We start from the raw sequence: 14,704 nt of genomic DNA, 5'->3' as shown, positions 1-14,704 counted from the left end.
TATTTTAGGAAACAGAAACAGTTCCTTTATGCAGTATTTCACCTAATGCTTTCGCACCACCGGCAATACTTTTGGCAGTCGCAAAATTATTATTTCTAAGGATTTCAACCGCCTTTTTACTTCTAATTCCGGATTGGCAAAAAACAAATAATTCCGCATTAATATCCAACTGATGCAATGCAGATTCTAAACGGTCCAACGGAATTTGAAGCCCATTTTTGATTGTTATTTTTGGATACTCCTCTGAATTTCGAACATCAAGAAAAATAACTTCCGGATGATGCATTTGTTCCAATGCAAGAGCAGCACTGATTTCAATAGTTGCACTTTCAACTGAGGTATATTTATTTTCGAAAGCTACTGTATCTATCGTATTTGTGTCTGTTTTTGAAAAATCATACTTCTGTTGTTCGTTATTCAACATATTATAAACCAATAGTTTACCAGATAACAACTCCCCTATTCCCAAAACCATTTTTAATACTTCATTCGCTTGAAACATACCGATGATTCCAACCGATGTTCCCATAACCCCCGCATCATTACAGTTCCTAACTTCGCTAGCTTCCTCTGGAAACAAGCAACGGTATGTAGGTCCATTTTCATAATTAAAAATAGAAACCTGCCCTTCAAATTTATAAATAGAACCGTAAACAAACGGTTTATTGGTTACGCAACACGCATCATTAATCAAATATTTCGTATTCAGATTATCCGTGGCGTCAACCATAATATCATACTGCTCGAATAACGAAATTGCATTTTTCGAGTCTAGTTTTTCAGTAATTGCAATTATTTTTATAGAAGGATTGAGGTCCAAAGCCATTGCTGCTGCCTCCAGCACTTTACTTTTCCCCACCGAGCTGCTTTTGTAAATCACTTGGCGTTGCAAATTGCTCACTTCGATTCTATCATCGTCAATAATACCAATTACCCCTATTCCGGCTGCAGCCAAATAAGGTAAAACAGCCGCACCCAATCCGCCGGCACCAATAATCAAGACTTTGGCCTGTTGCAGTTTTTGTTGCCCATTATTACCTACTTCTGGAAGTATAATTTGTCGGTTGTATCGTGCTGTTTCCATAAATTTATGGTTTAGTAAAAAAAATCAAAAAATTTATTACTGAATTGCTAACTTTTTTTAAATCTTCAATCAACAATCGTTAATCTGAAATCAAAAATCTCTACCCTCCAGCAAATGGTGGTAATAAAGCAACAATATCATTGCTTTTCAGAATATAATTTGCTGTATCCTGTACTATTTTTTGATTAATTGCAACACTAAAAGAAAGTTGACTCAATTGGTACTTTTGCTCTAATGATGATAATAATTGATGTAAAGGTAAATCAGAAAAAGAAATTTCTTCTCCTTGACTTTTGGTTTTTTCAGCAATGGCGCCAAAATATTTTACTGCTATCATGCCGTTAAATTTAAATTTTGAAAAATAAACTCCTCTTCTGATAATTCCTCTTGAAAATAAGTCGTTAATTTTGAAGCATTTCGCACCACTTCACCAATGACAATAATTGCAGGAGAGGAAAGTTGTTGCTCTTCGACTAATTTCGTGATAGAACTTATGGTTCCCACCACTTTTTTCTCCGTGTCTTTTGTTCCGTTTTGAATGATGGCAACAGGCAAATCATCGGTTCTGTTGTTTTGATAAATCGAAATAATTTCGTCCAATTTATTCATTCCCATCAAAATAACCACCGTTGCTGATGATTGAGAAGCCAAAGATACGTCTTTAGATAATTTATGATCCGAAGTAGTTCCGGTAATTACCCAGAAACTTTCGGCTACTCTTCTTTGTGTCAGACTAATTCCATTAGACGCCGGCACCCCTAAAGCAGATGAAATTCCAGGAACAATAGCGGTTTCTAAATCAAATTTTTGAGCATATTCTATCTCTTCACTTCCTCTTCCAAAAACAAATGGATCGCCGCCTTTCAATCGAACGACATGACCAAAACGTTTAGCCATCGTCACAATCAATTCATTAATTTGATCTTGACTGTACGCGTGACAACCAAAACGCTTTCCAACAAAAATGATTTCTGCATGGGTCGCATACTGCAACAACTCTTCATTTACAAGCGCATCATACAAAACAACATCAGCACTTTCCAATGCTTTGATTGCTTTTAAAGTTATTAACTCTACATCTCCGGGACCTGCCCCTACGATTGTCAATTTTGGTGTATTTGAATTTTTCATTTTAACTAGGATAAATTGGTATTCAATTCGTTTAACTCGGCAACAGAATTTATATTTTTAAACAGATCTTTTTTGGCATTCGGAATCGGAATCAATTGATGTTTTACATTTGAAATGAAGCGCATCATTTTCAAATCATTATCATCAATTGCCTTTTTTAAAACAGGTATTACTGTTGTAGCATAAATTCCTATCAAAGGATGAATCCGATCATTATCTTTAAAAACAGAAACATCAAAATTTGTACCATGCTTTTCAATCAATTCCAATATTATTTCGGTAGAAATTAATGGAATGTCGCAACTCAATATCAAATTCATCTCCGTTTCTGAATGAACCAGCGCGGTATATATTCCGCCCAAAGGTCCTTTATCAGCTATTATATCTTTTATTTTCTTGTATGCTAAATAATCGTAATCGTTTGTATTGGTAATCAATTGAATGTTACTCGATATTGGCAAAACCGCTTCAATAACATGCTCGATAAAAGGTTTGTTTTGGTACAACACCAATCCTTTCTCCGATTGCATTCGGCTGCTTTTTCCTCCACAAAGAATCGATACTTGCATACTTTATAATTTATTGACTTAAACAATCAACTTCACGCTCGCTAATAGGATTACTGTTGCCAACACATATTTCAAAACCTTATTCGAAAAAAAGCCACTACCGTAATAGGCGCCTAACATCCCTCCGAAAACAGCTATTGGAACTAAATAAAAACTTTCTGTTGGAAACGTTTTGTCCCCCATAAAATAGCCCGAAAGTCCTGCAATAGAATTTACCAGAATAAATAAACTTGAAATGGCTGCCGTTTCTTTTAACGTTGCCCAACCCAGTAATAGAATGATTGGACTCAGGATAACACCACCACCAATACCTAACATTCCAGATAACAAACCTATTCCAAAACCTATTGCCATAGCTAGCGGAATATTTATTTTAGTGCTTTCTGCTTCTTTCGAATTAAAAAAACCGAACAATCTTAACGCCGCCAGAATCAATACGATTCCTAACAATATTTTATAAAAACTATTTTCTAACGGAATCATTCCGCCTATAAAAGCCGCTGGTACCGAAGTAATCGCGAAAGGATAAAACAGTTTGGGTTTGAAAAAATCTTTTTTGTAATAAAAGAAAAAAGAAATTCCTGAAACAAACAAATTAAGCAATAAGGCAGAAGGCTTCATCACCGAAACAGGGAATGCAAAAATCGCCATCAATGCTAAATATCCCGATGCACCACCATGTCCTACGCTAGAATACAAAAACGCAACCACCGCTAATAATACGCCGAATAAAATCAAAAAATCATTATTTACTATTGACATCTTTAATCTATTAATTTACTGGTATAATCATTACTTCCTGATCTTTTTCAATATTTACCACATCATATGGCAAACAAATTAATGCATTCGCTACTGCAAAAGTATTTAGCATGGCAGAACTTTGACTCTCTAAAACCGTAACTTTTTCCTCATCATAGAAACCTTTCAAAAATAAGGTTTTCCCTGATGTGTTTTCAAATTGGGTAGTTATTTTTCTTTTGATTTTTGGCAAATGAATCGCTTCAAAACCCATATTTATTTTTAGCGCCGGATGAACATAAATATAAAAACTGGTCAATGTCGAAGCTGGATTTCCAGGCAAAGCAAAAACTATCGTTTTGTCTTTTCTTCCAAAAAATAACGGTTTTCCCGGTTTCTGATTAATTTTATAAAATAACTCTTCTACTCCATTAGACAAAAGCGCTTCTTTGACAAAATCATAATCCCCAACCGAAATTCCACCGGAAACAATCACAACATCAAAAGCAGCAAGACAACTTTTTAAAACTCTTTTTGTTGCTTTCAAATTATCCTTTACCCGAAATGTTTCTATTTTTTTAATCCCAATTCCCTGCAAGGCAGCTTCAAGCATAATGGAATTACTTTCGTAAATCTTTCCTTCCGATAATTTTTTGCCCACTTTTACCAATTCGTTTCCAGTAACTACAATCGCTACTTTTGGTTTGGCATAAACTGTTATTTCCGTAATTCCCAAACAAGCTAAAAATCCTATAGCTGCCGGAGTAATTACAGTATTATTTTTAAGTACAAGTTCGTTTTCTTTTATTTGCTCGCCTTTGTTTCTGACATTCGCAAAACGGTCAGGCATTTTGGTAATTTCAACCGTTTTATTTTTAACCGCAGTATGTTCCTGCATGACAACTGTGTCCAAATTATCCGGAACATAAGCTCCAGTGAATATTCGAACCGCCTGATCTTTCTTTATTTTCTTATTCGAAAAATCACCTGCCTGTGAAGTGCTAACCACGTTAAACTGTTGCAATTCACCATGCATAAAAGCGTAGCCATCCATTGCTGATTGACGGAAAGGCGGCATATCCATTGGAGAATAAATTGCTTCCGCCAAAATAAAACCAAGTGATTTAGTCACTTTAATTTTTCTAATAGGCATCTTGCAACTATTTTCTGCAATAATCGATAAGGCTTGGTCCACTTGTATCATACATTTTTGAATAAAACTAAGTAAAAATACTTATTGCAAATATACGTAAATATGTGAAGTTGAACCAACAATTAACTATAATTGCATGCAAAATGAATATAGCACGATTTAAACCGTTTTATTTATTAAAAAACAAACAAAGCAACACCAAATCTGTAAAATCCGTAAAAAATAAATCCCAAAATCTTGAAAATATTTTGAGATTTCTTTTTTACAGATTTTTATCCAGTCCAGAAATAGGATATTTAAAAAAGAAACTTAACCCTATTATAATTCAAAAACATAAATCATAAAGCAAAAAAAGATGATTCAATATATTAGCAAGCATTTTCCTAAAAAAATTATAACTTTTTGAATTTAAGATACTTACTTTAATTATGTTGATTTTTTTTATTAATTTTATACTCCTCAAAAAAAACTCGTTATTAAAAATAACCAACCTACTCGATTTAAATTTACTAATGTTAATCAATTATTGTGTAACTGGGATTGTTCATCAAAATTACTTAATAACTATTAAATAAAACTTGTAAAACACTCATGTCAGAAAATACCCTCAAATATAATACACCTACTAAGTCATTTATTAACACAATTAATAACTTTTTAAATGTTTAAATTATGAAAAATGTAGTACAGATTAAAGAAGTGAATTCTTCTATCAAAAACAGGAGGGAATTCCTCAAAATTAGCGGTCTTACCGTTTTGAGTACTGGTTTATTATTATCTAGTTGTAACAATGACGACAATTTAATTCTTAGTCCAAATAGTACCGCCCTTACATCTAAATATGGAAAAGGTCATTTTCCAGGAACAAAAGATGGTGTGTTTGATTTAGGTGCAGGTGACTTAGGTATATTGACATATGCCTATGCTCTGGAACAATTAGAAGCAGATTTTTATACCAAAGTTGTAAATGCAAGTGGATTCACAAGCAATTTTACAGCTGAAGATCAACAAGTGCTACAGGATCTGTACTATCATGAAGTAATTCACCGCGAATTCTTTAAAACAGCGTTGACTGGAGCTCTTCCTAATCCAAAAAAACAGTTACTGCCTGATTTAGAATTTAATTATGGAAGTTTAAATTTCAGCAGTCGTTCCCAGGTATTAGCTACTGCCAAAGCACTAGAAGACACAGGTGTAGCAGCCTACAATGGTGCAGGAAGATTAATTAGCAATCCAGATTATTTACTTCTAGCTGGTAAAATAGTTTCTGTAGAAGCAAGACACGCATCTGCAATTAGGAGTTTAATAAATCCAAATTCTAAAGATTTTGCAGGAGATGATGTTGTTGATACTACTACAGGACTTGATGTAAAGAAAAACCCATCAGAAGTTATTACAATTGCAGCAGGATTTATCACAACTACTTTCACGGCCTTATACTTACCGTAATACAAAAAACATTAAAAAATTAGAAATTATGAACATATTAAAATTTATAGAGTCTTTTACTAATGACGAATTAATGCAAAGTAAAGGATCAAGAAGAGATAGTTTTGGAAAAATAAGTCAATTAGGTAAAAATTTAGCATTAGCCTCAATTCCATTTGGGCTTTCATCACTAACAAATGTGGCTTATGCTGGAAAAATAAAACCTACTCCTAGCAACCCTATAGGAGCATTACAGCTGGCATTAACATTAGAATATCTTGAAAAAGAATATTATATTATGGGATTAGAATCTGGTGTAATTCCTACCGGTGGAAGAGATGAAAAAATTTTCATGCAAATTTCAGACCATGAAACCGATCACGTTACTTTTTTGATTAATGGTTTAGGAGGTGTTGGAAGCCCTAATTTTGTTGAGAAACCAACTTTTGATTTTACCGTCAATGGAGCTTTCGATCCGTTTAATCATTATCCTACATTTTTAGCTTTAGCTCAGGCTTTTGAAGATACAGGTGTAAGAGCTTATAAAGGCCAGGCCACTAATTTAATGTCTGCTCCAGATTTGTTGACAGCAGCACTACAGATTCATTCTGTGGAAGCACGTCATGCCTCCGAAGTAAGAAGACTTCGTGGTCTTAAAGGATGGATTACATTAAATCAAAGAGGAGCAGGAATGCCTGAGGCAACGCAAGCAGTCTACAATGGTGAGGAAAATATCATTCAAGCAGGTTACAACACATCATCATTATTTGGTGCAAACGCAGGATCAGAATCCTACGATGAACCTTTGACTACGGAACAAGCAGTTGCTATTGCAGGATTATTTATTGTGTAAATATTTGAATATTATAAAATAGAGTGTAGTATACTGATGTAAAAGATCATAGTTATTCTATTATCCTTTGAGATTTATATTACTTTAAATTTTATTAAAAAATAAGAAGCCCAAAATCTAATTGTAGATTTTGGGCTTCTTTGCATACGTTAATTATTAGATAAGTTTATTCAATAGGTAAAATAAGTGTTGAAGTTACTGCCTCCAAAACCTCAAAAGCCGTTTCAGCCATCTTGTTTCCTTTAGTGTCCAAAAGTGGATTTATTTCTACAAATTCGAGGCAAACCACCTTTTTACTTTCGATAATCTGGTTAATAATTGCAATGACCTCGTATTGATCAAACCCTTTTGGTACCGGAGTTCCTGTCCCATAGGAAATCATATCACAATCCATGGAATCCACATCAAAAGAAATATAAATCATGTCACAATTCGTTAGCTCTGCCAAAGCTTCAGTAACACAAATTTGAAGTCCTCTATAGCGCACTTCATGAACCTTATAATTCCTCATATGCAACTTTTCAATCTGCTTATCTTCGGCTTCTTCGGTATCTCGAACACCAAAATAAATAATGTCTTCAGCCATTACTTTAGCACCTTCACTACCGATATTTTTCATTTTCTCCCAATGCTGTTGCGTTTCAAGAGGCACTTCATTATTCTGACAACTTAAATTATCATTCGCAAGAGCCGCCGATAATGGCATGCCATGAATATTTCCCGAAGGTGATGTGTAAGGCGAATGCAAATCAGCATGGGCATCAATCCAAATCACTCCTAAGGTCTGTTCCGGATAAGTCGCTTTTATACCACTTATAGTTCCTAGCGCTGAGGAATGATCTCCTGATAAAACTATGGGGAAATAATTCTGTTCCAGATTTTTCTTTACCGTATGACAAACTCTGGTACACTGCTCCACAACATGTTCAATCCTTTTGGCAGAAGTGCTTCGGTTTTTATCATAAATGGATTCGTTATGCGTTTTCACATCCTCAAACTCAAATTGATTAAAATAGTCGCTGTCTTGATTAATTGCGGCTATTTCAATAGCATCGATCCCTAAATCCGAACCTCGGGTTCCAGCACCGATATCAGACCGGTTTTTGATTAATTTTATTGCTTTTTCCATGACAATTAAATTATCTGAAATCATTTAATGCTCTTTCGATAATTCCAAGACACTCATGAATTTGAGTTTCAGTAATAACTAATGGCGGTGCCAAACGTATTTTATTTCCGTGTGTAGGTTTTGCCAATAAACCGTATTCGCTGAATTTCATGCAAATATCCCAAGCCAAATCCGAGTCTTCCTCACAATTGATAACAATCGCATTAAGCAATCCTTTACCTCGAACTAATGTAATTAGAGGATTTCTAGAAGCAATTTCGTTAAGGCCTGTTCTTAAAATAACGCCTAAATAAGCGGCATTTTGCGATAAATTTTCATCACGAACCACTTCAAGTGCTGCAATAGCAACCGCTGCAGCCACTGGATTTCCTCCAAATGTAGAACCGTGCTGCCCTGGTTTGATGACATCCATAATCGCATTATTTGCCAAAACTGCCGAAACTGGATAAACGCCACCTGAAATCGCTTTTCCCAAAATTAAAATGTCCGGTTGAACATTTTCATGATGTACGGCTAATAATTTTCCGGTACGTGCAATTCCTGTTTGCACCTCATCAGCGATAAATAAAGTATTGTAGTGTTCACAAAGCGCTTTGGCTTTCGCCAAATAACCATCGGCTGGAACATAAACTCCGGCTTCTCCCTGAATAGGTTCCACTAGGAAACCAGCGATATTATTAGTTGATTTCAAAGCGTTTTCCAATGCTTCGATATCATTATATGGTATTTTGATAAATCCTGCTGTGAAAGGACCAAAACTTTTACGCGCATTTTCATCATTGGAAAACGAAATAATCGTAGTCGTTCTTCCATGGAAATTGTTCTCACAAACAATGATTCCTGCTTGATTTTCAGGAATTCCTTTTACTTCATACGCCCATTTTCTACACAATTTCAAAGCTGTTTCCACTGCTTCGGCACCAGTATTCATTGGTAAAACTTTATCGAAACCAAAATATTCTGTTATAAATTCTTCGTAAGGCCCTAACTGATCATTATAAAAAGCACGTGAAGTCAACGTCAATGTTTGCGCTTGTTTTACCATTGCTGCAACAATTTTTGGATGACAATGTCCTTGATTTACCGCCGAATAAGCCGACAAAAAATCATAATATTTTTTTCCGTCAACGTCCCAAACATACACGCCTTCTCCTTTTTCTAAAACTACCGGTAAAGGATGGTAATTATGAGCGCCATACTTATTTTCTTTTTCTATAAATGCTTCAGATTTTGAAGAAAGTGCTTGATGTGATTGTTCCATGACTTGTTATTTAATAAAAATTTTAAACAAAAATATATAATATTTTTTATTTTACAACAAAAATGATAATTTTGACTTAATTTAATCATCTAAAAACAAATAATCACTTTTATTTGTACGAAAATAAGTCACTATACAATATAGGTTTGTAATTTTTACTTTCAATTAGATGAGAAATAATAGTTACTTTTATAAATAGTAGAAAATACCTTTTCAATTTAAAATAAACTTCATGGATGCATTAGATGAATTTGATATCAATATCATTAAAGAATTAGAAAAAGATGGTCGTATGGCATTTTCAGCTATTGCCACTACGCTAAAAATATCCAATACTATGGTTCATCAGCGGGTAAATCGATTGACAGAACAAGGAATTCTGGCGGGAATAAAACCCATTATAAACGAAAAAAAAATTGGGTACGACTGGGCTTCTTTTACCGGCATCACCTTAAATAAAGACCAAGATTCAAATAGAATTATTGAGGAATTAAAGAATATTCCTGAAATAACGGAATGCTATTATGTAACCGGTTCTTTTACGCTTTATATAAAAATAGTAGCCCAGAATCACGAACACATGAGAAAAATCCTGTATGAAAAAATTGATAATATTCCGGGTATTTCAAAAACGGATTCGATTATAGAATTAGGCTGCGCTTTCAAAAGAAACATAACGTTATAATTCAAGTCATTATTTTTTGTTATAAAAAAAGCAAAAAGAGGATATTTACATACAAAAATCACAATTTATTTAGATATTTGTTTAAAAAAATAAAATTATGAAAAATATAGCGTTATTTATTTTAGGATTTGTCTTGTTTTCAAATAGCACTTTTGCACAACTGAAACCAGTAAAATATAGTGATGGCACTCAGGTTTTGAATGGATTCCAAATTCAGCCAATGAAAAAAAACCTGCAAAAACCAGGTATTCTAATTCTTCCTGCTTGGAAAGGAATTGATAAACATGCAAAAACTACCGCAGAAACTTTAGCTAAATTAGGATATTATGCCTTTGTTGCCGATATTTATGGCGCTGGAAATTATCCAAAAGACAATGCGGAAGCGGGTCAAAAGGCAGGATTTTACAAAACCAACTACAAGGAATACCAAAAGCGAATTTCATTAGCATTACAACAATTAATTAAATCTGGAGCAAATCCTGATAATATTGTTATAATGGGATATTGTTTTGGTGGAACTGGAGCACTTGAAGCTGCACGTGCACACTTAAATGTAAAAGGAGTGGTTTCTTTTCATGGTGGATTAGGTAAAGATGCATCTCGTCCTACAGAACCTATAACTGCAAAAATTTTAGTTTGCCACGGTGCTGATGATCCGTATGAATCCAAAGAAGAAATCACCGCATTCCAACAGGAAATGAAAGATAGCAAAGCCGACTGGCAAATGGTTTATTATGCTAATGCGGTCCATGCGTTCACCGATCCAGAAGCAGGAAATGACAATTCAAAAGGAGCTGCATACAACGAAAAAGCAGCCAAACGTTCTTTTGAACATTTTAAAATTTTCTTAAATGAAGTTTTGAAAAAATAACTTTCGATTTAATTTACATTAAAAAATATGAAAAAAATAACATTATTAAGTTTGCTGGTAGTTTTAAGTATAAGCTGCACAACCCAAAAAAGGGGTGTTACAGTTGTGGAACCTACAAAATATATGAATACCATCACGGCCAGCGATTTAAAAACACATCTTTATATTGTCGCCGCTGATTCCATGGAAGGGCGCGAAACAGGGTCAGCCGGGCAGAAAAAAGCAGGTGCTTATCTCATCAATCAATACCAGAAAAACAACGTGCCTTTTCCAAAAGGAGCGACAAGTTATTACCAAAAAATCCCCGCATCCTACTTGAATGCAAAACGCAATGAAAACTTATCTGATTCCGAAAACATTTGGGCCTATATCGAAGGTTCTGAAAAGCCAAACGAAGTGCTGGTAATTTCGGCCCATTACGATCACGTAGGGATTAAAGATGGCGAAATTTACAATGGTGCCGATGATGATGGTTCCGGAACAGTCGCTTTGTTGGAAATTGCACAAGCATTCGAAAAAGCCAAAAAAGAGGGCCACGGTCCAAAACGTTCCATCCTTTTCCTTCATGTTACCGGTGAAGAACATGGCTTACACGGTTCCCGTTTTTACTCGGAGAACCCTTTGTTCCCTATCGCAAACACGATTACCGACATCAACATTGACATGATTGGCCGTCGTGACGAAGCACATGCAAATACAAATAATTATGTATATCTAATCGGCGCGGATCGTTTATCAACGGATTTAGATAACATTTGTACCATCGCAAATGCCAAGTATATCAAAATGGATTTAGATTATAAATTCAACGACCCTAAAGATCCAAATCATTTTTATGAGCGTTCTGACCATTATAATTTTGCCAAACATGGAATTCCAGCCGTATTCCTTTTCAATGGCGTACATGCTGATTACCATCAAAAAACAGATGAAGTCGACAAAATTGAATTTGATGCTTTGGCCAAAAGAGCCCAACTTGCTTTTGTAATCGCTTGGGAATTGGCAAACAGAGAAAATCGCCCTGTAGTCGATAAAAAATAGTTTTAGCATTAGGGTACATCCCGCCGAAAAAAGCGGGTCGGGCTATACGTTGCAAACGAAGTTCACTGAACTCCTATGTAAATAAATAGTATGTGAAGTAATCTTTTTTTGTCTCGTTAAAAAAAACGAGACAAAAAAAGGATTTCCACTGCTATCCTTTGTGCAAACCCGATACAATAAGAGCTTTGAAGGAATTCAAAGCTCTTGTTGTGTTTACACATACAGAAAAACCAACCGCTACTCTTTCTTCGAAGTCGCTATCAGTCGATTATTTCTGGACCACTCACTCCAGGAACCAACATACAGTTTTGGAATTTCTAGGCCTGAATAGGCTAGTGCCAAAAGCGTATGACAAGCTGTTACACCGGAACCACAATGCACGATAACATTTTCAGCTCCTCTATCTTTAAATTCTTTTAAATAATTATTCTTCAATTCCTCTGGTGACAAGAAAAACCCATTAGAATCTAAATTAGTGGTAAAAGGAATGTTTATGGCACCCGGAATATGACCGGCGACTAAATCGATAGGTTCTTTCTCTCCATTGTATCGTTCTTCATCGCGTACATCTACAACCAAAAAATCGGTACCTTGTGCTACTTTATCTATTTCGTGAATATCTGCTAACGGCAACAACCAATTTTCAATTTCATACGGTTCCGTTTTCAATGGGATTTCTATTTTTGAGCTTGTTGCAAATCCAGCTTTAATAGCCGCTTGAAATCCTCCATCCAACACTTGGACTTTCTGGTGTCCAACAGATTTTAGCATCCACCAAAACCGCGCAGCAGCGTTAGAACCATTTTTATCATCATAAACCATTACATGACTCTTAGGTGTTATACCAAGGCTCGTTAATGTTTCAGAAAATTGTTCAAGTGTAGGCAAAGGATGCCTGCCTCCTATGGATACATCCGCGTTTATATTGGCTAACTCCGTATTTAAATCAACATACAATGCGCCATCTAAATGTTCAGTACCATAATTTTCTTTAGCGCCATTACCGTTACTGGCATCAATAAGAATTAATTCACTTGTCTGATGCAATGCTATTAGTTCATCAGGCTTTATAATTGGTGAAATGTCTTGAGGCATATTTCTTAATTTTACAATTAGTGTCATTATTATTTACTACTCATAAACAACTGAATTTAGTATAGATACAAACTAACAATAGTTTTTAAGTATGGCTAATTTATGCTATTATTTACAATCCTCAAAACGGCAATTAAATCCCAAAAACACACCAGAGATAATTGTTCTCACCAGAATTTACTCCATAAAAAAAGCCCACTAATGTGGACTTTAAAGTTATCTTTTTTTGAATTCCAGCTGTTACAAAACCTTATGTTCAACCTTAGAATTATTTTTTAAGCGCTTTCATCAAACTCAATTTTATCAGCACTATCTATTTTGTGTAATGGTTTCTCCATTGGCAATGTAAAATAAAAAGAAGAACCTTCACCTTCTATGCTTTCTACCCATATTTCACCACCATTTTTTTCCAAAAACCCCTTCACTAATAATAGTCCTATTCCTGCACCTTTATTTTCGGTCCTTGCTTTTGAAAGTATATTCATTTGTGGCGTAAAAAGTTTGTCTTGGATTTCTTTTGACATACCAACACCGGAATCTTTTATCTGAACTATTATTTTATCATCTTTAGTTTTTGCCGAAACTACAATTTCCCCTCCAGGTCGCGAATGTTTAATCGCATTCGAAACTATATTCTGAATAACGGAAAGTAACATTTTTCCATCAGCAAAGACTTCAGTATTCGCATCAATTTCATGATGAAGATTTATAGTATTTAAAGAGGCAGTATCATTTAAAGTATCAAAAACTTTTTGAACATACTGAACCAGTTCAATTTTTCTTGGAGAAAACACTTCTGCTGCGTATTTAATTCTTGCCCATTCCACTAGGTAGTCTAACATATTTAACTCATCTATTGATGCTTTATAAAGGAGCTCAAGCATTTCTTTAACTGTATTTGGCTCCATCCTTTCAAAATTTGATTTCAAATATCCTGTAGTAGCAATAATACTGGATAATGGACTTCTCAAATCATGCGAAAGTATGGCAAGAACACTTTCTTTATGAGTATTTAAATCTTCAAGGTCTTTTACATATTTTTTTATAGCATCTTCTGATTTCTTTCTTTCCGTTAAGTCACGTAGGATTTTAACATATCCTAACAGCTCTCCATCTATTCCAGTAAGCGGAAAAACCAGCCCATAAGCATAAAATTCACTCTTGTCTTTACAAATGTGCCATCTATTATCCGTTGCTCTTCCTTCTTTTGATGCTATTTCTATTTCATTTTTCGGAATCCCATTTTTTTTGTCTTGTTCTGTAAAAATTATATCAAAATGTTTTCCTATAATCTCATCTGATTCATAACCAAAGATTTTTGATGCTCCTGAACTCCAGCTGTTAATTACAAATTCATTATCAAGAGTAAAAATGGAGTAATCTTGTAAACTATCTATGATTTGGCTATAAAACTCAGCAGTTGGGATATAATTACTTTTAAGAATTTTAGAATTAATTTGCTCGTTTTCCATTTGGTGAATTAAATGATATTTAAAAAATTTGAATACAGAATAGTATTTGAAAATCAGGTATAAATGCGCTCAAAGATATACAAAAATATTCCCCAAACATAAATGTCCCTCTACTAAGCAGTCTATTCCTGAATTAATTTTCAGTTTATGTTTTTACTACCTACTTTATATTGACTCATGAACTATTGGCA

15 protein-coding genes are annotated in these 14,704 nt (G+C 34.5%); 5 read left to right on the top strand and 10 right to left on the bottom strand.

Annotated features, from left to right (window positions below):
* Nucleotides 1-4: 4 nt before the first annotated feature.
* The 6 genes from moeB to ACM55M_RS12675 form a co-directional block, all read right to left on the bottom strand.
* Nucleotides 5-1,084, bottom strand: coding sequence for a molybdopterin-synthase adenylyltransferase MoeB (gene moeB, locus ACM55M_RS12700; RefSeq protein ID WP_416858040.1), 1,080 nt, complete (start codon nt 1,082-1,084; stop codon nt 5-7).
* Nucleotides 1,085-1,184: 100 nt separating this feature from the next.
* Nucleotides 1,185-1,421, bottom strand: coding sequence for a MoaD/ThiS family protein (locus ACM55M_RS12695; RefSeq protein WP_416858039.1), 237 nt, complete (start codon nt 1,419-1,421; stop codon nt 1,185-1,187).
* Nucleotides 1,418-2,215, bottom strand: a complete 798-nt coding sequence (gene cobA, locus ACM55M_RS12690) for a uroporphyrinogen-III C-methyltransferase (protein WP_416858038.1) — start codon at nt 2,213-2,215, stop codon at nt 1,418-1,420. Before cobA ends, ACM55M_RS12695 begins: the two co-directional genes overlap by 4 nt.
* Before the next feature lie 5 nt (nt 2,216-2,220).
* Nucleotides 2,221-2,784, bottom strand: coding sequence for a molybdenum cofactor guanylyltransferase (locus tag ACM55M_RS12685; RefSeq protein ID WP_416858037.1), 564 nt, complete (start codon nt 2,782-2,784; stop codon nt 2,221-2,223).
* A gap of 18 nt (nt 2,785-2,802) precedes the next feature.
* Nucleotides 2,803-3,546 (bottom strand): sulfite exporter TauE/SafE family protein, encoded by a 744-nt coding sequence (locus tag ACM55M_RS12680; protein WP_416858036.1) that lies wholly within the window; start codon nt 3,544-3,546, stop codon nt 2,803-2,805.
* Between the two features lie 10 nt (nt 3,547-3,556).
* Entirely contained in the window at nt 3,557-4,729 is a 1,173-nt protein-coding gene (locus tag ACM55M_RS12675) for a molybdopterin molybdotransferase MoeA (RefSeq protein WP_416858035.1), read from the bottom strand.
* A gap of 621 nt (nt 4,730-5,350) precedes the next feature.
* Here ACM55M_RS12675 and ACM55M_RS12670 point away from each other — a divergent pair.
* Nucleotides 5,351-6,127 carry a ferritin-like domain-containing protein gene (locus tag ACM55M_RS12670; RefSeq protein WP_416858034.1) on the top strand — a complete coding sequence of 259 codons (777 nt, stop codon included), beginning with the start codon at nt 5,351-5,353 and terminating at the stop codon, nt 6,125-6,127.
* Nucleotides 6,128-6,155: 28 nt separating this feature from the next.
* Nucleotides 6,156-6,959, top strand: coding sequence for a ferritin-like domain-containing protein (locus ACM55M_RS12665; RefSeq protein WP_416858033.1), 804 nt, complete (start codon nt 6,156-6,158; stop codon nt 6,957-6,959).
* A 166-nt stretch (nt 6,960-7,125) separates the two neighbouring features.
* On the opposite strand, the gene ACM55M_RS12660 is transcribed toward ACM55M_RS12665, so the two are convergent.
* Nucleotides 7,126-8,112: an arginase gene (locus ACM55M_RS12660; protein WP_416858032.1), complete on the bottom strand. Its 987-nt coding sequence runs from the start codon at nt 8,110-8,112 to the stop codon at nt 7,126-7,128.
* Nucleotides 8,099-9,349: an ornithine--oxo-acid transaminase gene (gene rocD / locus ACM55M_RS12655; protein WP_416858031.1), complete on the bottom strand. Its 1,251-nt coding sequence runs from the start codon at nt 9,347-9,349 to the stop codon at nt 8,099-8,101. Before rocD ends, ACM55M_RS12660 begins: the two co-directional genes overlap by 14 nt.
* 232 nt (nt 9,350-9,581) lie before the next feature.
* Here rocD and ACM55M_RS12650 point away from each other — a divergent pair, with 232 nt between their 5' ends.
* The 3 genes from ACM55M_RS12650 to ACM55M_RS12640 all read left to right on the top strand — a co-directional run bounded on the left by ACM55M_RS12650 (nt 9,582) and on the right by ACM55M_RS12640 (nt 11,946).
* A complete protein-coding gene (locus ACM55M_RS12650) occupies nt 9,582-10,034 on the top strand; it encodes an Lrp/AsnC family transcriptional regulator (protein ID WP_291249121.1) in 453 nt (150 codons plus the stop codon).
* Between the two features lie 97 nt (nt 10,035-10,131).
* Entirely contained in the window at nt 10,132-10,905 is a 774-nt protein-coding gene (locus ACM55M_RS12645) for a dienelactone hydrolase family protein (protein WP_416858030.1), read from the top strand.
* Between the two features lie 27 nt (nt 10,906-10,932).
* The gene (locus tag ACM55M_RS12640; protein ID WP_416858029.1) at nt 10,933-11,946 is read left to right on the top strand and encodes a M28 family peptidase; all 1,014 of its coding nucleotides are present in this window, start codon (nt 10,933-10,935) and stop codon (nt 11,944-11,946) included.
* Between the two features lie 237 nt (nt 11,947-12,183).
* Here the strand turns inward: ACM55M_RS12640 and ACM55M_RS12635 are convergent, their stop codons facing one another.
* Nucleotides 12,184-13,041 (bottom strand): sulfurtransferase, encoded by an 858-nt coding sequence (locus ACM55M_RS12635; RefSeq protein WP_416858028.1) that lies wholly within the window; start codon nt 13,039-13,041, stop codon nt 12,184-12,186.
* Between the two features lie 275 nt (nt 13,042-13,316).
* Nucleotides 13,317-14,513 carry a PAS domain-containing sensor histidine kinase gene (locus tag ACM55M_RS12630; RefSeq protein ID WP_416858027.1) on the bottom strand — a complete coding sequence of 399 codons (1,197 nt, stop codon included), beginning with the start codon at nt 14,511-14,513 and terminating at the stop codon, nt 13,317-13,319.
* Nucleotides 14,514-14,704: the final 191 nt, after the last annotated feature.

The organism is Flavobacterium galactosi, from assembly GCF_048158585.1.
Taxonomy (GTDB): Bacteria; Bacteroidota; Bacteroidia; order Flavobacteriales; family Flavobacteriaceae; genus Flavobacterium; species Flavobacterium galactosi.
Note: the sequence above shows the minus strand (reverse complement) of the source record. Positions and strands in the feature narration are given on the sequence as shown.